This is a genomic window from Streptomyces sp. Ru71, assembly GCF_002920535.1.
Lineage (GTDB): Bacteria > Actinomycetota > Actinomycetes > Streptomycetales > Streptomycetaceae > Streptomyces.
The window spans coordinates 1-20801 of record NZ_PQSS01000048.1 but is presented as its reverse complement, the minus strand read 5'-3'; the positions used below and the strand labels follow the sequence as shown (position 1 = coordinate 20801).

16 protein-coding genes are annotated in these 20801 nt (G+C 73.9%); 4 read left to right on the top strand and 12 right to left on the bottom strand.

All coding sequences use genetic code 11. The features are described 5' to 3' along the window. The first annotated feature begins 2 nt into the window (after positions 1-2). The 3 genes from C3489_RS25040 to C3489_RS25030 are packed head-to-tail and all read left to right on the top strand — an operon-like array spanning position 3 to position 4278. Positions 3-824: a class I SAM-dependent methyltransferase gene (locus tag C3489_RS25040; RefSeq protein ID WP_103784314.1), complete on the top strand. Its 822-nt coding sequence runs from the start codon at positions 3-5 to the stop codon at positions 822-824. Then, entirely contained in the window at positions 821-2593 is a 1773-nt protein-coding gene (locus tag C3489_RS25035; protein WP_103784313.1) for a CoA transferase, read from the top strand. The genes C3489_RS25040 and C3489_RS25035 overlap by 4 nt, the downstream gene beginning before the upstream one ends. Further along, positions 2590-4278, top strand: a complete 1689-nt coding sequence (locus C3489_RS25030) for a class I adenylate-forming enzyme family protein (RefSeq protein ID WP_103784312.1) — start codon at positions 2590-2592, stop codon at positions 4276-4278. The genes C3489_RS25035 and C3489_RS25030 overlap by 4 nt, the downstream gene beginning before the upstream one ends. Before the next feature lie 90 nt (positions 4279-4368). Here the strand turns inward: C3489_RS25030 and C3489_RS25025 are convergent, their stop codons facing one another. The 4 genes from C3489_RS25025 to C3489_RS25010 form a co-directional block, all read right to left on the bottom strand. Beyond that, positions 4369-4878 (bottom strand): O-acetyl-ADP-ribose deacetylase, encoded by a 510-nt coding sequence (locus C3489_RS25025; RefSeq protein WP_103784311.1) that lies wholly within the window; start codon positions 4876-4878, stop codon positions 4369-4371. Next, positions 4875-6284: an NAD(P)/FAD-dependent oxidoreductase gene (locus C3489_RS25020; RefSeq protein ID WP_181139831.1), complete on the bottom strand. Its 1410-nt coding sequence runs from the start codon at positions 6282-6284 to the stop codon at positions 4875-4877. Before C3489_RS25020 ends, C3489_RS25025 begins: the two co-directional genes overlap by 4 nt. Before the next feature lie 223 nt (positions 6285-6507). Continuing rightward, entirely contained in the window at positions 6508-7353 is an 846-nt protein-coding gene (locus tag C3489_RS25015; RefSeq protein ID WP_103784309.1) for an inositol monophosphatase family protein, read from the bottom strand. Positions 7354-7444: 91 nt separating this feature from the next. Further along, positions 7445-9280, bottom strand: a complete 1836-nt coding sequence (locus C3489_RS25010; protein WP_103784308.1) for a gamma-glutamyltransferase family protein — start codon at positions 9278-9280, stop codon at positions 7445-7447. A 205-nt stretch (positions 9281-9485) separates the two neighbouring features. Between C3489_RS25010 and C3489_RS25005 the strand changes: the two genes are divergently transcribed. Continuing rightward, the gene (locus C3489_RS25005; protein ID WP_103784307.1) at positions 9486-10157 is read left to right on the top strand and encodes a hypothetical protein; all 672 of its coding nucleotides are present in this window, start codon (positions 9486-9488) and stop codon (positions 10155-10157) included. 17 nt (positions 10158-10174) lie between these two features. On the opposite strand, the gene C3489_RS25000 is transcribed toward C3489_RS25005, so the two are convergent. The 8 genes from C3489_RS25000 to C3489_RS38795 all read right to left on the bottom strand — a co-directional run. Further along, positions 10175-11695 (bottom strand): NCS1 family nucleobase:cation symporter-1, encoded by a 1521-nt coding sequence (locus tag C3489_RS25000; RefSeq protein ID WP_103784306.1) that lies wholly within the window; start codon positions 11693-11695, stop codon positions 10175-10177. 114 nt (positions 11696-11809) lie between these two features. Continuing rightward, positions 11810-12832, bottom strand: a complete 1023-nt coding sequence (locus C3489_RS24995) for a TIGR03842 family LLM class F420-dependent oxidoreductase (protein ID WP_103784305.1) — start codon at positions 12830-12832, stop codon at positions 11810-11812. A 14-nt stretch (positions 12833-12846) separates the two neighbouring features. Continuing rightward, entirely contained in the window at positions 12847-14250 is a 1404-nt protein-coding gene (hydA, locus tag C3489_RS24990) for a dihydropyrimidinase (RefSeq protein ID WP_103784304.1), read from the bottom strand. 77 nt (positions 14251-14327) lie between these two features. Further along, positions 14328-15170 (bottom strand): nitrilase-related carbon-nitrogen hydrolase, encoded by an 843-nt coding sequence (locus C3489_RS24985; protein ID WP_103784303.1) that lies wholly within the window; start codon positions 15168-15170, stop codon positions 14328-14330. 156 nt (positions 15171-15326) lie between these two features. After that, on the bottom strand, positions 15327-16925 hold the full coding sequence (locus C3489_RS24980) for a PucR family transcriptional regulator (protein ID WP_103784302.1): 1599 nt from the start codon (positions 16923-16925) through the stop codon (positions 15327-15329). A 25-nt stretch (positions 16926-16950) separates the two neighbouring features. Then, a complete protein-coding gene (locus C3489_RS24975; RefSeq protein WP_103784340.1) occupies positions 16951-18201 on the bottom strand; it encodes an aspartate aminotransferase family protein in 1251 nt (416 codons plus the stop codon). A 29-nt stretch (positions 18202-18230) separates the two neighbouring features. Further along, positions 18231-19073 (bottom strand): nitrilase-related carbon-nitrogen hydrolase, encoded by an 843-nt coding sequence (locus tag C3489_RS24970; RefSeq protein ID WP_103784301.1) that lies wholly within the window; start codon positions 19071-19073, stop codon positions 18231-18233. 268 nt (positions 19074-19341) lie between these two features. Beyond that, positions 19342-20801 (bottom strand): hypothetical protein (locus tag C3489_RS38795; protein WP_103784300.1); only part of this gene is annotated, 1460 nt, incomplete at its 5' end.

The window sequence follows — 20801 nt, the reverse complement described above, 5'->3', positions numbered from 1 at the left end:
CCGTGTCCCAGCCGTCCCCTGCCCGGGAGGGCACCCGCGCGGTCTTCGGCAACGGCACCGCGCACAGCCGCGACCAGCACCGCTGTCTGGCCGCCGCGTACGACCCGGTGACCCTGCCCCGGCTGGCCGCCACCGGCGTCGGTCCCGGCTGGCACTGCCTGGAGGTCGGTGCGGGCGGTGGCAGCATCGCGCGCTGGCTGGCCGGCCGGGTGGCACCGGGCGGGTCCGTGCTCGCCACCGACCGCGACCCACGGGACCTGGCTCCCGGCCCGGGCCTGGAGGTGGCCGCCCTCGACGTGGCCCGCGATCCGCTCCCGGAGGCGGCCTACGACCTGGTGGTGGCCCGCCTGGTCCTGCAGCACGTGCCCTCCCGCGACGCCGTCCTGGGCAAGCTGGTGCGCGCCCTCAGACCCGGTGGCGTCCTGCAGATCGACGAGATCGACGCCACCTACGAACCGCCGCTGCTGACCCCGGACCCGGAGGCCGAGGCCCTCTACGTCAGGTTCCTGCGGGCCAAGACGGCCGCCCTGCGGGCCGCGGGCGGCGACCCGCACTGGGGGCGCAAAGCACCGGCCGCCATGCGGGCGGCCGGGCTGACCGGCGTCGACGTCCAGCTCCACATCGGTGTACGGCACGCGCGGGACCCCGGCCTGGGGCTCCAGCTCAACCACACCCGCAACCTGCGTGAACGGCTGGAGGAACAGGGCATGACCGCCGACGAGCTGGACCGGGTGGGGCAGTTGATGCGGGACCCGTCCTTCCGTGCCGCCTCCAGCGTGTTCTACTCCGTGCAGGGCCGCCGGCCCGCGGAGGGCCGGCCGTGACGCCGCGGCTCGGGGTCGGGACCCGGCCGGCGGTCTCCCTCGATGTCGCGGAGCGTCTGCTGCGGCACAGCGCGCGGGCCCTGCCCCAGGGGGCGGACGCGGACCCGGTACGGCTGCTCATCGGCTGGGCGGGCCCGGTCGCGAGGGACCTGCCGGACGAGCGTGCCGTGCAGGCCGCCTGCGGTCTTCTGCACGTCCACGGGCGGGCCACGGGCGGGCCCGCCCCGCTGGCCGTCGACTACGCCTCGGTGGTGGCGGGCGTGCTCGGCGCGCTGGGCGTCACCGCCGTGCGCGTCGGACGGGCCCGCGGCCTGGACCTGCGCGAGGTGCGGACGTCGGTGGCGCAGGGGGCGCTGCTCGCGGTCGGCCAGTACCTCGCTGCCGCGACGGCCGCATCACCCGACCCGGAACTGCCCTCGTCGCCGCCGCCGTCCGGTGCGGCGGACGCGGAGGGCCTCGCGACCCTGGTCACCTCCGACGGCGTCCGGGCGGAGATCGAGACCCTGGACCCGCTCGCCTGGCGGGAGTTCTGGGTCCGGCTCGGTGTCCCGGCCGGGCTCGCCGGCCGCGGCTGGCTGCCCTTCCAGCAGCGGTTCGCCACCGCCGTCTGCCCGTTGCCCGGTGCGCTGCGGCAGGCCGCGCGCCGGTGCACGCTGGCGGAGCTGCGCGCCGCCGCCGACGACACCGGCGTGAGCCTCCTCGTCGTCCGTGCCGACCCGGCACCCGCCGCGTGCCCCGCGCCCTGGGAGCTGACCCCGGGACCGCGGGAGGCGCACGGCGTCCCCTCCCCGCGGCCGGCCACGGCGGACGGTGCCGTCCTGCCGCTGAGCGGGCTGCGCGTGGTGGAGTCCACCCGCCGGGTGCAGGGGCCGCTCGCCGGGCACGTCCTGCGGATGCTGGGCGCCGACGTCGTCCGGATCGAACCGCCCGGCGGCGACCCGATGCGCTGGCTCCCGCCGCTGGCGGGGGACTGCTCGGCCCGCTTCCTGGCGCTGAACGCGGGCAAACCGGTGGTCGAGGCGGACCTCACCACCCCGCAGGGCCGCGACACGGTCCGTTCCCTGGCCGCAGGCGCGGACGTGTTCCTGCACAACTGGGCCCCCGGGAAGGCCGCCCGCCACGGCCTGGACGCCTCCGACCTGCTGTCCGCCCACCCGGGCCTGGTGTACGCCTCCGCGTCCGGCTTCGGCGACGCCTTCGGTGACCGGCCGCCCGTGGGCACCGACTACCTCGCCCAGGTGCACAGCGGACTCGCGGCCGCCGTACGGCCCGCCGACGAACCCCCGGCGCCCTCCCTGCTGACCCTCACCGACGTGCTCGGCGGGCTGGTGTGCGCCCAGGGCGCGCTGGCGGGGCTGGCGTTCCGTGCGGCGACCCGGCGGGGCGCCCGGGTCCACTCCAGCCTGCTCTCGGCGGGCGTCCTGGTCCCCCGGCCCGCGCACCGCGTCCGCCGGCCACCGCTGGACCGGCCGCTGCGCACGGCCGACGGCCACCTCTGCCTCGGCCCCGACGCCCGGCGGCACCCCGAGGCGGTGTACCGGCTGCTGGACGGCGCGGACCCCGCCTACCCGCAGGACGCGGTGGCCCGCTTCGCCCGCCGTACGACCGAGGAGTGGCTGGCACGGCTGGCCGACGCGGGGCTGACGGCGACACCCGTCCTGACCGATCTGAGAGACCTCACCCGCGACGCAGCCTTCCACGCGGCCGTCGCACCGCCGGACCCGGCCACCGGGTACGCCCGCCCCCGCGCCCCCTGGGAGTTCGCATGACGGCCGCCCCCACGACCCGGGCCCGCGGCGGTACCGGAATCGACCAGCCGGTGTGGACGTCACGCGCCGGAGTCCCCTTCCCCGACCTCGTGCCCCGCGCCCTGCGGCGGGCCTGGGTGGCGGCCGGCCTGTGCCCGGACAGCGACCTGTTCAGCCTGTTCACCGCCCGGGTCCGCCGGCACCCGGACCGTGAGGCACTGGTGGACGGCACCGGAGTGCTGACCTACGCCGGCCTCATGGCCGAAGTGCGGCGCGTCCGCGCCGTGTTGGACCGGGCGGGTCTGGGCGCCGGGGACGTGGTCGCGCTGCGGCTGCCGAACGGGCGCGACGCCGTCGCCGCGGAACTCGCCGTGTACGCCATCGGCGCGGTCGCCCTGCCCCTGCCTCCGGGCGGCGACGACCGTGACCTGCGGGCGCTGCTCGACCGCTCCCGGGCCCGCGGCGCCGTCCTCGCCGCCGCAGAGGAGGCGCGGGCCCTGGACGGCCTGCCGTACCTGGGCACCGTGCTCGTGCCCGGCCCCGGCGACGGCTGGATCCAGGGGCTGCACGCCCCGCACTCCGGGGCCGGGCTTCCCCGGAGGCACCGGCCGGCCGATCCCTACGGTCCCGCCCGCATCCTGGTCTCGTCCGGCTCCGAGGCCGAGCCGAAGATGGTCGCCTACAGCCATCACGCCCTCGCCGGCGGCCGGGCCCGCTACGTCAGGGCCCTCCACCCCGAGCCCGCGGTGCCGCCCCGCCACCTCGTCCTCGTGCCGCTGGCCTCCTCCTTCGGCTCCCTCGGCACGCCCGTCACGCTGGCCGCCGTCGGCGGGACCCTGATCGTGCAGCCGGTGTTCGACCCGCTGGACGCCCTGCGGCTGGTCACCGAGCACCGCCCCACCCACCTCTTCGCGGTGCCCACGATGCTCCGCCGGATCGCCGACCTCCCGCCCCGCCGCGGGGAGGACGTCTCCTCGCTGCGGGTCGTCGTCTCCAGCGGCGCACCGCTGCCCGCGGCCACGGCCGAGGCATGCCGCCGGCGCTTCGGCCGGCCGGTGGTCACCGTGTACGGCTCCTCGGACGGCGTGAACTGCCACACCGCCGGCGAGAGCCGCCCGCCGGGCGACAGCGCGGGCACCCCCGACCCCGCCGTCGCCCGCATCCGGATCACCGGCCCCGACGGCCGGCCCGTGCCCGCCGGGCACACCGGTCAGATCGAGGCCAGGGGCCCGATGACGCCGATGTGCTACGTGGGCGCACCGGAACTCGACGCCCGGTACCGCACGTCCGGCGGCTGGGTACGTACCGGTGACCTGGGCCGGCTGGACGAGCACGGCAGGCTCCATGTCCTCGGGCGGCTCAAGCGGGTCGTGATCCGCGGCGGCCTCAACATCAGCCTCGCCGAGGTCGAACGGGAGCTCGGCGGTCATCCCGCCGTGGCCGAGGCGGTCTGCGTCCCGGTCCCCGACCCGGACCTCGGGGAACGGCTGTGCGCGTGCGTCCGGCCGGTCCCCGGCGCGCTCGCGCCCACTCTGTCCGACCTCACGGCGCACCTGCTGGAGCGGGGCCTGTCCCGCCGGAAACTGCCCGAACGGCTGCTGGTGGTGGACGAGATGCCGCTCGGTCCCACCGGCAAGATCTGCCATCGCACGCTGGCCGCCCGGGCGTTGCGGCGCTGCGTTCCGAGCCGCTCCGTGACCGGCTGACCGCCGCGTTCGTCAGCCCAGCCGCACCGTGACCGCTGACCGCCGGGTTCGTCAGCCGAGCACACCGCGACCGGCTGACCGCCGCGTTCGTCAGCCCAGCCGCGCGGCGAAGGCCTCGTAGGCGCGGTCGTCGAAGAGCACGAACCGGACCTCCTCGACCGCCGTCGTCGTCTCCCGCACCGTCTCCAGCGCGATCCGTGCCGCGTCGTCCATCGGCCAGCGGTAGACGCCGGTGGAGATCGCCGGGAAGGCCACCGTGCGCGCGCCCAGTTCGTCGGCGACGCGCAGGGACTCGCGGTAGCAGGAGGCGAGCAGGCCGGAGCGGTCCTCGCTGTCGCTGTGGACCGGGCCGACGGTGTGGATCACCCAGCGGGCGTCCAGCTCCCCGGCGGTGGTGGCGACGGCCTGGCCCGTCGGCAGGCCCTTGCCGTACCGGGAGGCGCGCAGCCTGCGGCACTCCTCCAGGATCGCGGGGCCGCCGCGGCGGTGGATGGCGCCGTCGACGCCTCCGCCGCCCAGCAGGGAGGAGTTGGCCGCGTTGACGAGGGCGTCGGCGCTCTGCCGGGTGATGTCGCCCTTGACCAGGGTGATGGTGGTCATTCCTGCCTCAGTCTTCTCCACACGGCCTTGGCCGCGTTGTGCCCCGACATGCCGTGCACGCCTGGGCCGGGCGGGGTCGCCGACGAGCAGATGAAGACGGCCGGATGCGGGGTGCCGTACGGGAACAGGGACAGTCTGGGGCGGAGCAGCGTCTGGAGTCCGGACACCGCGCCGGTGGCGATGTCGCCGCCGACGTAGTTGGCGTTGCGGGCGGCGAGTTCGGCCGGGCCCGCGACGGCACGGGCGAGGACACGGTCGCGGAAGCCGGGGGCGAAGCGCTCCAGTTGGCGTTCCAGGGCGTCGGTGAGGTCGCCTCGCCAGCCGTTCGGGACATGGCCGTACGCCCAGAAGACGTGCTTGCCCGCGGGCGCGCGGGTCGGGTCGACCACGCTGGGCTGCACGGTGATCATGAACGGCCGGTCGGGGGCGCGGCCCTCGCGGGAGGCGGCGCGCAGTGCGGCACCGATCTCGGCGCTGTCCGCGCCGATCTGCACGCTGCCGGCGCGGCGGGCCTCCTTCGCCGTCCACGGGACCGGCCCGTCCAGCGCGTAGTCGATCTTGAAGGCGCTGGGGCCGTACCGGTAGCCGTCGTAGTGGCGGCCGAAGCCGGCGATACGGGCCAGGGCGGTGGGCGAGGTGTCGAAGACGTAGGCGCGGGCCGGGGGCAGGTCGTCGAGCCGCTTGACCTCGTAGTCGGTGTGCACGGTGCCGCCGAGGTCCGTGAAGTAGGCGGCGAGGGCGTCGGAGATGGACTGGGAGCCGCCGCGGGCGAGGGGCCAGCCGCGGGCGTGCGCGGCGAGGGCGAAGACCAGGCCTATGGCGCTGGTGGCGACACCGCCGAGCGGGGCCATGACGTGCGCGACGAGACCGGCGAACAGCGTCTTGGCCCGCTCGTCGCGGAAGCGGCGGGTCAGCCAGGTGGACGGGGGCAGCCCGACCAGGCCGAAGCGGGCGAGTGTCACGGGGTCGCGGGGCAGCGCGGTCAGCGGCAGGGACATGAAGTCCCGGGCCAGAGTGTCCCACTTGTGCAGGAACGGCTCCACCAGGCGGCGGTAGGCGCCGGCGTCGCGCGGGCCGAAGGACGCGGCCGTCTCGGCGACCGAACGGGCCAGCACGGCCGCGCTGCCGTCCGGGAAGGGGTGCGCCATGGGCAGCTCGGCGTGCAGCCACTCAAGGCCGTAGCGCTCCAGCGGCATGGCCCTGAACGCGGGCGAGTTGACGGCGAGGGGGTGGGCCGCGGCGCACGGGTCGTGGTGGAAGCCGGGCAGGGTGAGTTCCTCGGTGCGCGAGCCGCCGCCCACGGTGTCACGGGCCTCGAACAGCGCGACGGAGAAGCCGCGGCGGGCCAGCTCCACGGCAGCGGTCAGTCCGTTCGGCCCCGCACCCACCACGACCGCATCGAGCATCGACGGCACCTTCGGACCCCTTCGTCAGCCGACGGCCTGCCTGAGGGACTCAGGATATGCCGGTGCTGCTGGAGGCCCGCTGGTGCGGCCCCCTCCCGGCCACCCCGACCCCTCCCGGCCACCCGGCCCCTTCCGGCCACCCATGCCTCCGCCGAGTCACCCGGCGCCTCCCCGTCACCGGGCCCCGAGCGGCCACCCGGCCCCCGCCGAGTCGCCCGCCCGGTCACGTCCCCTGTGCCAGCAGCGTCTGTATCCGGCGGGCCGTGGCCGCGTCGCGGGCCGCGGTGAACGGCAGGGCGTTGCCGCCGGTGATGCGGAACGGCTCGCCGGTGAGGGTGAGGTGGGCGCCGCCCGCCTCCTCCACCAGCAGCAGCCCCGCCGCGTGGTCCCAGGCGGCCTCCCAGGAGAATGCGACCGCGTCGAGCTCGCCGCGGGCGATGGCGAGGTACTCCAGGCCCGCCGAGCCGCAGGACCGGAAGGCGATGCCCGGCGTGCGCAGCGCGAGCAGGGCGCGCTTCTGCTCGTCGGTGGTGTAGTCGGGGTGCGAGGTGGCCACCCGCAGCTCACGCCCGGGCTCGGGCGGCCCGGCGAACAGCCGCTGCCCGTCGAGGTGGGCGCCGCCACCCCGGACGGCGGTGGCGAGTCGGCCGCGGGCGGGCGCGTACGTCCACGAGGCGCGCAGGACTCCGCCCTGGGCGAGCGCGACCAGGGTGCAGAAGCCGTCGTCGCCGTGCACGAACTGCCGGGTGCCGTCGACCGGGTCGACGATCCATACCGGAGCCTCGCCCCGGATCGCGTCGTAGGTCGCCGGGTTGGCGTGGACGGCCTCCTCGCCCACCACCACGGAGCCGGGCAGCAGGGCGCTCAGTGCGTCGGTGAGGTACAGCTCGGCCTTGCGGTCGGCGTCCGTCACCAGGTCGTGCGGCCCGCTCTTGACGTCCACCTCGTGGTCGGCGAGCTGCCGCCAGCGGGGCATGATCTCGGCCGCGGCGGCCTGCCGGACCGCCTCCTCCACGTCGGCCGAGTGGCGGGTGAGAAACTCCTCGATGGTTCCCGTGTCCTGGATCATGCCTCCATGAGAGCACGGGGCACTGACAATCCCCGCCCGCCCCGTGCACACCGGGTGGAATCGGCATGAACACCCGGTCCCCCCGCACGCCTCATCGGCCCACCGCGTACCCCTGCATTCCGCGCGGGTTCGCCGCCGCCGACAGCACGCCGGTTTGCGGGTCGCGGGCGACCGCGCACAGCCGGCCCTCGGACCACGGCGGGCCGACGGTCACGCCATGGCCGCGGCGCCGCAGCCCGGCGACGACCTCCGGGTCCGTGCGGGACTCGACGGTGACCGCGCCCGGGCGCATGGCGCGCGGGTAGAAGGATCCGGGGAAGCTGTCGTTGTGCCAGTTCGGGGCGTCGATCGCGCCCTGAAGGTCGAGCCCGCCGCGCACCGGGGAGCGCAGCGCGACGGCGAGGAAGAAGTGCAGCTGCCACTGGTCCTGCTGGTCGCCGCCGGGCGTGCCGAAGGCGAGCACGGGGACGCCGTCGCGCAGTGCGAGCGAGGGGGTGAGGGTGGTGCGGGGGCGGCGTCCGGGCGTGAGGGAGTTCGGCAGGCCCTCCTCCAGCCAGGTCATCTGCAGCCGGGTGCCGAGCGGGAAGCCCAGCTCGGGCACGACGGGGTTGGACTGGAGCCAGCCGCCGCTGGGCGTGGCGGAGACCATGTTGCCCCAGCGGTCGACGACGTCGAGATGGCAGGTGTCGCCCCGGGTGGTGCCGTCGGCCCCCACCAGCGGCTCGCCCGGCACCGGGGAGGTGCCCGGCTCGGCGACCGTGGGCTCGCCGACGCCGAGCGCGGCGAGCGGATCGGACCCCGGCTCGACGGTGGCGGCCACGCGCGCGTGCGCGCTCAGCCGCGGGGTACGGCCGCCGGGGCTGCCGGGCCGCAGCTCGGTGGAGGCGGTGTCCCCGATCAGGGCCCGGCGGTCCGCGTTGTACTCCTCGGACAGCAGCAGGTCGACGGGCACGTCGGCGGCGTCGCCGTACCAGGCCTCCCGGTCGGCCATCGCCAGCTTGCAGCCCTCGACGAGCAGGTGGACGTAGTCGGCGGAGCCGTACGGCGGCAGCTCGGCCGGGAGCAGGGCGAGCTGCTGGAGCAGGACGGGTCCCTGGCTCCAGGGGCCGGCCTTGCACAGGGTCCAGCCGTTCCAGTCGTACGTCACCGGCGGCTCGTAGGTCGCGGACCAGCCGGCGAGGTCGTCGAGCGTGAGCGTGCCGGTGTGCCGGGTGCCGCTGGTGTCGAGCGTGGGGCGCTGCGCCTGCCGCACCAGTGCCTCGGCGATGAACCCGGAGCGCCACACCTCCCGCGCGGCGTCGATCACCGCCTCCCGGTCGCCGGCGCCGGCGGTCTCGGCGAGCAGGCGCCGCCAGGTGGCGGCGAGGGCGGGATTGCGCAGCAGCTCGCCGGGGCGGGGCGGGCGGCCGCCCGGCAGATAGACCTCCGCCGATGACGTCCACTCGGTCTCGAACAGCTCCCGTACGGTCTCCACGGTGGCGCCGACGTTCTCCACGGGCGCGTGCCCGTGCTCGGCGTAGCCGATGGCGTACTGAAGGATCTCGTCGAGGGGTTTCGTGCCGTGGTCGCGCAGGAGCAGCAGCCACGCGTCGAAGGCGCCGGGCACGGCGGCGGCGAGCGGTCCGGTGCCCGGCACGAGGTCCAGGCCGAGCCCCCGGTAGTGGGCGACCGTGGCACCCGCCGGGGCCACGCCCTGCCCGCACAGCACCCGCACCTCGCCGCCCGCGGGGGCGAGCAGGATCGGCACCTCGCCCGCCGGCCCGTTCAGATGCGGCTCGACCACGTGCAGGACGAACGCGCCGGCCACGGCGGCGTCGAAGGCGTTGCCGCCGTCCTCCAGGACGGCCATGGCCGAGGAGGAGGCCAGCCAGTGGGTGGAGGACACCATGCCGAAGGTGCCCTGCAGGGTGGGCCGGGTGGTGAACACGGGCGTCTCCTGGGCTCGGGTACGTCTCCCCGAATGGATCGTACGAGCGTGATCACCGCGGGGGGAACACGGCCGTCAACACGTCTGCGTCACCGCACCAGCACGGAGCGAGTTCGCACTTCCGCCCCACAGGCAGTCATGTGACACTGTCGTCCCGTCCGCACTGCGGACAGCCCTCTCAGCCTCCCCCCATGAGAAGTGCGCCGTGCGTTTGCTTCCTCTGCCGCTCGCCCTGACCGCGCGTCTGTCCCCGGTGGCCGTGCTCGCCACGGCCGGCTGGGCGCTGTCGTCCGGACCGCTCGCCCCTGCCCCGGCCGCCGGGCACGAACCGGCCCCGGACAGGACGGCCACCCAGTCGGCGACCGCCCCCTCCACGACGCAGGTGTCGAAGTCGTACGCCACCGCCCCCGCGCCCTGCACCGCCCTCACCGAGAAGACGATCACCTCGCTGGTGCCGGGTGCCAAGAAGGCCGGCAAGGAGATCCCGTCGACCGACGTCAAGCTGCGCCGCACCTGCTCCTGGAACGCGCTGAAGGGCTACGACTACCGGTGGCTCGACGTCTCCTTCGAGATCATGGACTCCGGGGCGGCGGCCCAGAAGTCCTACCAGGGACGCACGGCCGAGAAGAGCGGCGGCGGCGCGGTGCCCGGTCTCGGGGACGAGGCGTACTCGGTGGTGAACCTGACCACCGAGGACAAGCAGCAGACCCGGGAGGGCGAGGTGATCGCCCGCGCGGACAACGCGCTGGTGGTGGTCACCTACAACGGCAGCGACTTCGAGACGAAGAAGGCGCCGAGCACGGACGAGATCAACAAGGGCGCGATCAAGGCGGCCAAGGAGGCGATGGCGGCGCTGAAGGGCGGCCAGGCCGGCTGACCGCCCCGCGCACCGCTTCAGCCGGCGGTGCGGCCGCGCGGCAGCATCAGCGCCAGGTACAGCACCAGGGAGGTGCCCAGGCCCACCGCCCAGCCGTAGTCGGCCAGGCCGGCCAGCGCCGGGACCGGGCGGCCGTCGATCAGCGGGTGGAAGTCGGCGCCGCCGACGGCCAGCACCCCGCCGGCCGCGAAGGCGGCCACGGCCCGCCAGTTCCAGCCGCGTGCGTACCAGTAGCGCCCCTCGGTCCGGTACAGGTCGACGAGGTCGAGCCGGGCCCGGCGCAGGATCCAGTAGTCGGCGACGAGGATGCCGGCGACGGTGCCGAGCAGTCCGCCGACCAGGCCGAGCCAGGTGAAGATGTAGCCCTGCGGGTCGGCGTACAGCTTCCACGGGCAGATCAGCACCGCGAGCACGCAGGTGATCAGCGCGCCGGTGCGGAAACTCACCTTGCGGGGCGCCACGTTGGAGAAGTCGAACGCCGGGGAGACCAGGTTCGCCGCGATGTTCACGGACAGGGTCGCCACCAGCACCGTGACGAGCGCGTACAGCAGGCCGACCGTGCTGTCCGTCTTCGCCGCCAGCTGCACCGGGTCCCAGACCGACTTGCCGTACACCGCCTGCGAGCCGGAGGTGACCAGCACGGACAGGAACGCGAACAGGGTCATGGTGGTGGGCAGGCCGAGCGCCTGGCCCCGGGTCTGCGCCTTCTGGCTGCGGCCGTAGCGGGTGAAGTCGGGGATGTTCAGCGACAGCGTGGACCAGAAGCCGATCATGCCCATCAGGGAGGGGGCGAACAGCTTCCAGAAGTCCGCTCCCCAGCCCAGCTTCGACGGCTGGTCGAACAGCGGGCCGAGGCCGCCGGCCTTGTCGCTCATCCACCACAGCATCACGAACGCGCCGACCAGCACGAAGGGCGCCGCCCAGTTCTCGAAGCGGCGGATGGTCTCCATGCCGCGAAGGATGATCGCGATCTGGAGCACCCAGAAGAGGGCGAACGACAGCCACATGGTCCAGGCGTAGCCCCCGATCCGGGACGCCTCCGACCAGCCGGAACCGATCAGCTTCCCGGCGAGGAAGTAGATCGCCTCACCGCCGATCCAGGTCTGGATGCCGAACCAGCCGCACGCCACCAGCGCCCGCACCACGGCGGGCAGGTTCGCGCCCCGGACGCCGAAGGAGGCACGGGCGAACACCGGGAAGGGGATGCCGTACTTGGGCCCGGCGTGCCCGGTCAGCAGCATCGGCACCAGCACGATCACATTGGCCAGCGCGATCGTGAACACCGCCTGCTTCCAGTCCATGCCGACGGCGATCAGCCCGGAGGCCAGCGTCCAGGAGGCGGTGTTGTGGGCCATGCCGACCCACAGCGCGCAGAAGTTGTACGTCGTCCAGGTGCGCCGCGCGGCCGGGACGGGCAGCAGGTCCTCGTTGGCGTAGCGGCCGCCGGGCGCGGCGGAGCCCGGCGCGAGCTCCACCCGCCCGTCCGGCAGGGTGACTTGGGTGGTCGGCGGTATCGCGGTGGGAGCGGTCTCGGTCATGGCAGCCCCATGGGGTGAGGTGGGTCGGGGTGTGGCCGTGCGGGCACCGGCCCCTCCCCGGGGACGGTGGGGAGGGGCGACCAAGGGGGTGGCGGAGGATCAGGGACGCTGGGGTCAGGTGGTGAGGGCCGGGATGACGTGCTGCCCGTACGCGTCGATGACGGCTTCCTGCGCGTCGTGCATGTCGTACACGGCGAACTGGTCGACGCCCAGCTCGCGCAGCGCGTTCAGCTTCTCGATGTGCTTCTCGACGGGCCCGACGACGCAGAACCGGTCGACGATCTCGTCCGGTACGAAGGCGGTGTCGGGATTGCCGCTGCGCCCGTGGTGGGAGTAGTCGTAGCCCTGTCGGGCCTTGATGTAGTCGGTGAGTTCGTCGGGGACGGCCGCCGAGTGCTCACCGTACTTGGCGACCAGGTCGGCTACGTGGTTGCCGACCATGCCGCCGAACCAGCGGCACTGCTCGCGGGCGTGGGCGAGGGCCTCGGGCGAGTCGTCCTGGGTGACGTAGGCGGGGGCGGCGACGCACACGGTCACCTCGGACGGGTCGCGTCCGGCGGCGGCAGCGGCGTCCCGGACGGCCTTGACCATGTACTCGGTCAGATACAGGTCGGCGAGCTGGAGGATGAAGCCGTCGGCCTCCTCACCGGCCATCTTCAGCGCCTTGGGCCCGTAGGCGGCCATCCACACGGGCAGTTCGGCTCCCTGCTTGATCCAGGGGAACCTGACGACCGTGCCACCGCCGAGGTCGGCCTCCCGGCCGCCGGCGAGGTCCCGGATGACCTTCATGGCCTCGCTGATCCGGGCGAGGGTGTTGGGTTTGCGGCCGGCGACCCGCATGGCCGAGTCGCCTCGGCCGATGCCGCACACGGTGCGGTTGCCGAACATGTCGTTGAGGGTGGCGAAGGTGGAGGCGGTGACCTCCCAGGTGCGGGTGCCCGGGTTCGTCACCATCGGCCCGACAGTCAAGGTCTGCGTGTTGGCCAGGATCTGACTGTAGATCACGAACGGTTCCTGCCACAGCACGGCCGAGTCGAAGGTCCAGCCGTAGCGGAAGCCGCTGCGCTCGGCCCGCTGCATCAGGCTGACGACGCGGGAGGCGGGCGGGTCGGTCTGCAGGACGAGTCCGAAGTCCATAATGGGCGCCACTCCTAGTTCAGGTACTGACAGGTGGAGCGGGGAAGGTAGACGCCGTGACCGGCGTGTCCGGTGTACTCCCGCTGGTCGATGACGAGTTCGCCGCGTGAGAGCACCGTCTCGACACGGCCGGTGACCCGTTTGCCCTCGTACGCCGAGTAGTCGACGTTCATGTGGTGCGTCCCGGCGGAGATCACCTGCTCGGCCTGCGGGTCGTAGATCACGACGTCCGCGTCGGCGCCCGGCGCGATGGTGCCCTTCTTCGGGTACAGGCCGAACATCCGGGCCGGGGTGGCGCAGGCGATCTCGATCCAGCGGCGCCGGGAGATGTGCCCGTCGACGACGGCCTGGTGCAGCAGGTCCATCCGGTTCTCCACGCCCGGCAGCCCGTTGGGGATCTTCGAGAAGTCGCCCAGGCCCAGCTCCTTCTGGCCCTTGAAGCAGAACGGGCAGTGGTCGGTGGAGACGACCTGCAGGTCGTTGGTGCGCAGGCCCTTCCACAGCTGCGCCTGGTGCTCGCGGGGCCGCAACGGGGTGGAGCAGACGTACTTGGCGCCCTCGAAGCCGGGCTCGGCGAGGTTGTCCGTGGACAGGAACAGGTACTGCGGGCAGGTCTCCCCGAACACCGGCAGGCCCTCGTCGCGGGCCCGGGCCAGCTCGGCCACCGCCTCCGACGCCGAGACGTGCACGACGTACAGCGGCGCCCCGGCCACCTGCGCCAGCCGGATCGCGCGATGGGTGGCCTCGGCCTCCAGCAGCGCCTTGCGGACCTCGCCGTGGTAGCGGGGGTCGGTCTCGCCGCGTTCCAGCGCCTGCTGCACGAGCACGTCGATGGCGATGCCGTTCTCGGCGTGCATCATGATCAGCCCGCCGTTGTCGGCGGAGCGCTGCATGGCGCGCAGGATCTGCCCGTCGTCGGAATAGAACACTCCGGGATAGGCCATGAACTGCTTGAACGAGGTCACGCCCTCTTCCACGAGGAGATCCATCTCCTTGAGCGTCTCGTCGTTGACGTCCGAGACGATCATGTGGAAGCCGTAGTCGATCGCGCAGTTGCCCTCCGCCTTGGCGTGCCAGGCGTCCAGCCCCTCGCGCAGGCTGTGTCCGACGCTCTGCACCGCGAAGTCGACGATCGTCGTCGTCCCGCCCCAGGCCGCGGCCCGGGTGCCGGTCTCGAAGGTGTCGGAGGCGAAGGTGCCGCCGAAGGGCAGCTCCATGTGCGTGTGGGCGTCGACACCGCCCGGGAGGACGTACTTCCCGGTGGCGTCGATCGTCCGCTCCGCCGTCCACGCCCCGGCGGCCGGGGTGCCGGAGGCGGCGAGGGCGGCGATGCGGCCGTCCTCGATCAGGACGTCGGCGTGGATCTCGTCGGACGCGGTGACGACGAGACCGCCGCGGATCACTGTGCGGGTGCTCATGTCTTGGTCGCTCCTCCCGGTGGGTACGTGGCGGTGGTCGGTGGCTGATCGCGCAGTTCCCCGCGCCCCTGGGGGGCTTACGGTGCCGTCAGCGGTGCGTACGCCCCCGGTGCGCGGTCCCGGTAGAACTGCCAGCGGTCCCGCACCTCGCGCAGTTTGGCCAGATCCAGGTCGCGTACGACCAGCTCGGTCTCCTTGTCGCTCGCGACCTCGCCGACGAACTGTGCCTCCGGGTCGACGAAGTACGACGTGCCGTAGAAGTCGTTGTCCCCGAGGTCCTCGACGCCCACCCGGTTGATCGCGCCCACGAAGTACTCGTTGGCCACGGCCGCCGCCGGCTGCTCCAGCTGCCACAGGTAGCGGGACAGACCGCGCGAGGTCGCCGACGGGTTGAAGACGATCTCGGCGCCCGCGAGACCCAGCGCCCGCCAGCCCTCCGGGAAGTGCCGGTCGTAGCAGATGTAGACGCCGATCCGGCCGGCGGCGGTGTCGAAGACGGGCCAGCCGCCGTTTCCGGGGCGGAAGTAGAACTTCTCCCAGAACCCGCGCACCTGCGGGATGTGCGTCTTGCGGTACTTGCCGAGGTAGGTGCCGTCGGCGTCGATCACGGCGGCGGTGTTGTACAGGACGCCGGGCTGCTCCTCCTCGTACATCGGCAGCACCAGCACGATGCCGGCCTCCCGCGCCAGTGCCTGGAAGCGCTGGACGATCGGGCCGCCCGGGATCTGCTCGGCGTAGGCGTAGAAGGCGGGGTCCTGGACCTGGCAGAAGTACGGTCCGTAGAACAGCTCCTGGAAGCACAGCACCTGGGCGCCCTGGGCGGCGGCGTCGCGCACCGCCTGCTCATGGACCTGGATCATGGACTCCTTGTCGCCCGTCCACGCGGTCTGGAAGAGGGCGGCGCGGATCACTCGGCTCATCACGTTCCTCCGCTCGGTCGGTGTGCGGTGAGCCTAGAAAGACCGTGGCGGCGCGGTGAGTTGCAGCGTGTCACGTCCGCGCCCGTGCGGCGTGTCACCGTGTCACCCTTGTCCGGCTCCATGTTTCACCGCCGTTTTCCCAGGTCGTTGCGGGTTTCAGGGTTGTTGCGCGTCGTGCGCGAGGAGGGCGATGTGCACCGAGGCGGCCTGTTCGAAGTCGTCCAGGTCGACGCCGAGGCGCGTCTGTATCGCCTCCAGCCGTCGGTAGAGGGCGGGCCGGGAGACGTGGTGGAGCTGGGCGGTGCGGGACTTGTTGCGGCCGGTGGCGAGGTAGGTGCGCAGGACGGCGAGCAGGTCGTCGTCGGCGGTGCGCAGCAGCCCGTCCAGCTCCCGTTCCGCGAAGGACTGCACCCGGGGGTCGTCGCGCAGCAGCCGGATCAGCCCGCGCAGATGGACGTCCCGGAGGCGGACCACGGGCGGCAGGTCGAGGGGGGCCGCGCAGTCGGCGACGGCGTCGGCCACGTGCCGCGCCTCGCGCAGTCCGGCCGGTACGTCGTCCCAGGCGGCGCGCGCGTCGGCGGCGGCCACCACCACGGGGCCCGCCTCGCGCAGCCGGGCCGCGAAGTGCGCGGTGAGCGCCTCGGCGTCCTGGTCGCGGGCGAGGCTGAGCAGTACGGCGGTGGCCTGGCCGCCGGCTTCGGAGCCTCCTGCTGCGTGGGCGACGTCGGCGATGTCGGCGACCAGTGCGGGCAGCCCCAGCAGTCGCAGTACGCGGTCGAGTTCCGCCGGGCTGCGGTCGCGTACGACGACGGGGACGAAGGTGCGCCGGTTGACCGGCAGCCCGGCGGCGCGCGCCCGGGGCAGCAGCTGCCGGGCCGGTACCGCCCCGCAGGCCAGGTCGGTGAGCAGGCTCCGCGCGGACTGCTCCTCCCAGGTGCGGGCGGCGGGGCCGGCGAGCATGCGGTGCAGGACGAGGGCCTCGGCGGCGCGGTCGGCGAGGAGGCGGCCGGCGGCGGGGTCGCCGCGGTGCCCGCACAGCGTCAGGCGGCCCCAGCGTTCGCCGCGGCCTCCGAGTTCGGCGCGGATCCAGCCCTCGCCCTCGCCTTCGCCGGCGCCGGCCCGCCGGGCGATGCGGTCCCAGTCGCGCAGCACGTCGTCCACCGCGGCCTGCTCGCCGGCCGTGGCCAGCACCCGGTGGGCGAGGTTGGTGACGACGACGGGGCAGGCGCTGTGCCGGGCGATCTCGTCGAGGAGGCGTTGCAGCGGTGCACCGGAGGTGATCAGCGCGGTCAGCGCGGTGCGCACGGACTCCGACAGGCTGACGGCGGCGAACTTGCGGCGCACCAGCCGGGCCTGCACCTCCTCGGTCAACTGGGCGAAGGGGAAGGGCCGGTGCAGTACGACGAGCGGCAGCCCGCACCGCTCGGCGGCCCGCCGCATCACCTCCGGCGCGGCCGGGAAGGCCCGCCCGAGGCCCAGGACGACCGCGGCCGCCTCCGCTCGGTGCAGGGAGCGGATGTACTCGGCCTGCTTGTCCTCGTCGCCGGCCAGCAGCACCCCGGTGGTGAGCACCAGTTCGCCGCCGCTGAGCATCACGCCGACGTCGGGGGCCTCCGCGACGTGCACCCAGCGCACGGGCCGGTCCAGCCGGCCCGCGCCGGCCACCACCTCGGGCTCTCCGGCGAGGACCCGCTCCAGATGGAGGACCTGCCGCACCGACAGGGACGGTTCCACGGGTTCCCAGGTGGTGGTCATGGCGTCTTCCCCGATCGGCGCACGGCTACTGGATGCTTCTCAGGGCGCTGTCGAGGATCGCGGCGCCCTCCTCGGCCTCCGCGACGGTCAGGGACAGCGGCGGGGCGATGCGCAGGGCGGAGGTGTTGTGCCCGCCGCCCTTGCCGATCAGCAGTCCGCCGGTGCGGCACGCCTCCAGTACGGCCGCGGCGGCCTGCGGGGCGGCCTCGTCCGTGCCGGGCCTGGTCAGCTCCACGCCGATCATCAGGCCGCGCCCGCGTACCTCCCGTACGGCCGGGACCTGCGCGGCGATGGCCCGCAGCCGCTCGATGAGCAGGCCGCCGACGCGCCGGGCGTTGCCCTGCAGGTCGTGGTCCAGCAGGTACGCCAGGTTGGCGAGGCCGGCGGCCATGGTGATCTGGGTGCCGCCGAAGGTGGAGATGCTGTTGGCGTCCAGGCAGTTCATGATCTCGGCGCGGGCGATGACCCCGCCGATGGACATGCCGTTGCCGATGCCCTTGGCGAAGGTGACGATGTCCGGCGGGCCGCTGCGGGCGTGCGCCTGCCAGCCCCAGAAGTGGTCGCCGGTGCGGCCCCAGCCGGTCTGCACCTCGTCGGCGATCCACAGCACGCCCCGCTCGTGCAGCACCTCGCGGAAGGCGGCGTACAGCCCGTCCGGCGGGGAGGTGAAGCCGCCGACGCCCTGGATCGGCTCGGCGATCAGCGCGGCGGGCGGGCGGGTGTGGCCGAGGAGGTCCTTCAGGTCGTCCACGCAGGCCGCGATGAAGTCCTCGTCGCTCAGCGAGGCGTACGGCCCCCGGGTGCGCACGCCCCCGTGCACGTACAGCGTCTGCAGCGGCGACAGCGAGGTCGGTGACCAGCTGCGGTTGCCGGTGATGCCGACGGCGCTGAAGGAGCGGCCGTGGTAGCTGTTGCGCATCGCCAGGATCGTGTTGCTGCGCCGGTACGTCGTCGCGAGCAGCAGCGCGGTGTCGTTGGCCTCGGTGCCGGAGGTGGTGAAGAAGACGCGGGCGTCGGGGATGCCGCTGATCTGCGCGACGCGCTCGGCGAGCTCGACCATCGGGCGGTTGAGGTAGAGCGTCGAGGAGTGGACGATCCGCCCGGCCTGCTCGCTGACCGCCTTGGTCACCTCGGGCAGGGCGTGCGCGGTCATGGTGGTGAGGATGCCGCCGAAGAAGTCGAGGTAGCGGCGGCCGTCGGAGTCCCAGACGTGGCGGCCCTCGCCGTGCGTGATCTCGATCGGGTCGTCGTAGTACAGCGCGAGCCAGTCCGGCATCACACTGCGGTGGCGGGCGTACAGGTCGCTCACGGCTGCACCAGTCCTTCGTAGGCGTCGGGGCGGCGGTCGCGGTAGAAGGCCCACTGCTGCCGCACCTGGTCGATCAGGTCGAAGTCGAGGTCGCGGACGAGCAGTTCCTCCTTGGAGTCGGAGGCGGTGTCACCGACGAACTGACCGCGCGGGTCGACGAAGTAGCTCGTGCCGTAGAAGTCGTTGTCGCCGTAGATCTCCTGGCCGACGCGGTTGATCGCGGCGACGAAGTACTCGTTGGCGACCGCGGCGGCGGGCTGCTCCAGACGCCACAGGTAGGCCGACAGACCGCGGTGCGTGGCCGACGGGTTGTAGACCAACTGGGCGCCGTTGAGTCCCAGTTGCCGCCAGCCCTCCGGGAAGTGGCGGTCGTAGCAGATGTAGACGCCGACCTTGCCGACGGCCGTGTCGAAAACGGGCCAGCCGAGGTTGCCGGGCTTGAAGTAGTACTTCTCCCAGAAGCCGCGGACCTGCGGGATGTGGTGCTTGCGGTACTTGCCGAGGTACGTGCCGTCGGCGTCGATCACCGCGGCGGTGTTGTAGTAGAAGCCGGACTGCTCGACCTCGAAGACGGGGACGACGATCACCATGCCGGTGTCGCGGGCGAGCTCCTGCATACGGCGTACGGTCGGGCCGTCGGGGACGGGCTCGGCCCAGCGGTAGTGCTCGGGCTCCTGGACCTGGCAGAAGTAGGGGGCGTTGAACACCTCCTGGAAGCCGATGACCTTGGCCCCCTGGCGGGCCGCCTCGCGGGCGTGCTCCTCGTGCTTCGCCACCATGGACTCGGTGTCGCCGGTCCAGGTGGCCTGGACCAGGGCGGCACGGACGACGTTGGCCATGAGCTGCTCCTTCGACACGACGTCAGAGCCTCTACGCCCGTAGAAGCAGGCCGTAGAGGGACGAACGTAAGCCTCGGCGACGGGCTTGCCAAGACCATCGTCGCCAACCCGCTGGGTCGACGCCGATTGACACTCCTGTGGGTGACGCGAGGGGTGGACGGGAGTGTTGTGGCGTTTGTTGGCTGGAGGGGCTATGGGTGTCGCTGGGATGGGATTTTCGGGTTCCGTTCGAGGTCTTGCGGGCGACGCGGGGGCGGGTCGCTGCTGGTCAGGTGGCGAGTCCGGCGACGCGGAGGGCGTGCAGGAGATCCCAGTGCCGCTCGTCGGAGACGCCTCGGGCGGCCTGGAGCAGCAGCGGCACCAGCAGGCTGGGGTCGGGGGCGGCGCAGCGGGCGGCCTCCTCGGGAGCGCGGACGCGGACGTAGGCGCCGAGCAGCGCGCCCACCTCGCGGTGGCGGCCGCCGGCGTGCAGGTCCCGCACGGCGGCGGCGATCTCCTCGGCGGGCCGGGCGACGCCCTGCCGCAGGATCTGCTCGCCGTCGGCGCCCCGGCCGGCGGCGACGAGCGCGTCGGCGGCGGCGACCAGCCGCTCGGCGGGCAGCGAGGCGGCCTCCCACAGCAGGGTCACCCAGTCCGCGCCCAGACCCGCCTGGTGCAGCCGGGCGGCGAGCAGCGGGAAACGGGCGGCGGGCCACCGGGCGAGCTCGACGAGCAGCACATGCGCCTCACCGGTGCGGCCCTCGGCACGCAGCCGGGCGAGCCGGTCCACGGCGTCGGTGACCTGCCGCTCGGCGACCGCGTCCACAGTTTCGGCCGGCCGCGCGGAGTCGACGTCCCGCACGACCTCGACGTCCTGCACGGCACCGGCGAACCGTGCGCCACGGGGGGTGCGGGGGGCCTCCGGGCTGAGGGCGGGGGCGGGCACCGGCGCGGCGACGGGGGGCGGCACGACGGTGGGCGCGTCCGTGTCGTCGACGGCACCGGCGAATCGCGCCCCACCCCGGCGACGCTTGCGCTTCGCGGGGGTGGGGGGTGCCGGTGGGGTGGTCGCGGGGGCGGGGGTGACGGATCGGGGGGCCGGGGCTGCGGGAGTGGGCGTGGGGTCGGTGGGGGCGGGTGTGGTGACGGTGGGTCGGGTAGCTGAGGGGACGGCGGCGACGGGGCCAGCGCTGACGAACCAGTCGGCGGCCGCAGCGGTACCGGCACCGGCGGGGAGGGGCTGCCCGGTCGCGTCCGCCGCGGTGAACGGGACCGGGCCGGGGTCCCGTCGGTCCAGGCGGGCCATTCGGGCGCGCAGCTCCGCGCAGCGGGCCGTGGCGCGTTCGTGGTCGTCGCGGGACCAGGCGAGGTCCAGGCGGAGGGCGTCGGCCTCCTGACGGGTCGCGGCGGAGGCGAGGGCCCGGCCGAGGGCGGCCTGGCGCTCCGCAGCGTAGCGCTGCTCGCGGAGCATCACGTCGAGGCGGTCCGCGAGCGCCTCCCGGCCACCGGGGCGGGCGTCGTACGCGGTGACGGCGGCGGCGTGCAGGGCGCGGGCGCGCTCGGCCTCCTGAGCGACCACCCCGGTGTCATACCGTGCCGCGAGGTCCTGCAGCAGGGCCTCCACCACGTCCCACGGCGGAACCTCACGTCCCTCATGGCACGCACGCATACCGTCGGGGTCGCGCTGCCAGAAGACACCGCACCAGCCGTCGCCCGCGTCGAGGCGCAGCAGCAGGCCGTCCAGGTACT

Bases quoted from the DNA above. Each gene is read 5' to 3' on its own strand.
- C3489_RS25020 (WP_181139831.1), bottom strand. From the start codon at position 6,284: ATGCTCGATGCGGTCGTGGTGGGTGCGGGGCCGAACGGACTGACCGCT.
- hydA (WP_103784304.1), bottom strand. From the start codon at position 14,250: ATGAGCACCCGCACAGTGATCCGCGGCGGTCTCGTCGTCACCGCGTCC.
- C3489_RS24980 (WP_103784302.1), bottom strand. From the start codon at position 16,925: ATGACCACCACCTGGGAACCCGTGGAACCGTCCCTGTCGGTGCGGCAG.
- C3489_RS24995 (WP_103784305.1), bottom strand. From the start codon at position 12,832: ATGGACTTCGGACTCGTCCTGCAGACCGACCCGCCCGCCTCCCGCGTC.
- C3489_RS25030 (WP_103784312.1), top strand. From the start codon at position 2,590: ATGACGGCCGCCCCCACGACCCGGGCCCGCGGCGGTACCGGAATCGAC.
- C3489_RS25000 (WP_103784306.1), bottom strand. From the start codon at position 11,695: ATGACCGAGACCGCTCCCACCGCGATACCGCCGACCACCCAAGTCACC.
- C3489_RS24975 (WP_103784340.1), bottom strand. From the start codon at position 18,201: ATGCCGGACTGGCTCGCGCTGTACTACGACGACCCGATCGAGATCACG.
- C3489_RS24985 (WP_103784303.1), bottom strand. From the start codon at position 15,170: ATGAGCCGAGTGATCCGCGCCGCCCTCTTCCAGACCGCGTGGACGGGC.
- C3489_RS25025 (WP_103784311.1), bottom strand. From the start codon at position 4,878: ATGACCACCATCACCCTGGTCAAGGGCGACATCACCCGGCAGAGCGCC.
- C3489_RS24970 (WP_103784301.1), bottom strand. From the start codon at position 19,073: ATGGCCAACGTCGTCCGTGCCGCCCTGGTCCAGGCCACCTGGACCGGC.
- C3489_RS25015 (WP_103784309.1), bottom strand. From the start codon at position 7,353: ATGATCCAGGACACGGGAACCATCGAGGAGTTTCTCACCCGCCACTCG.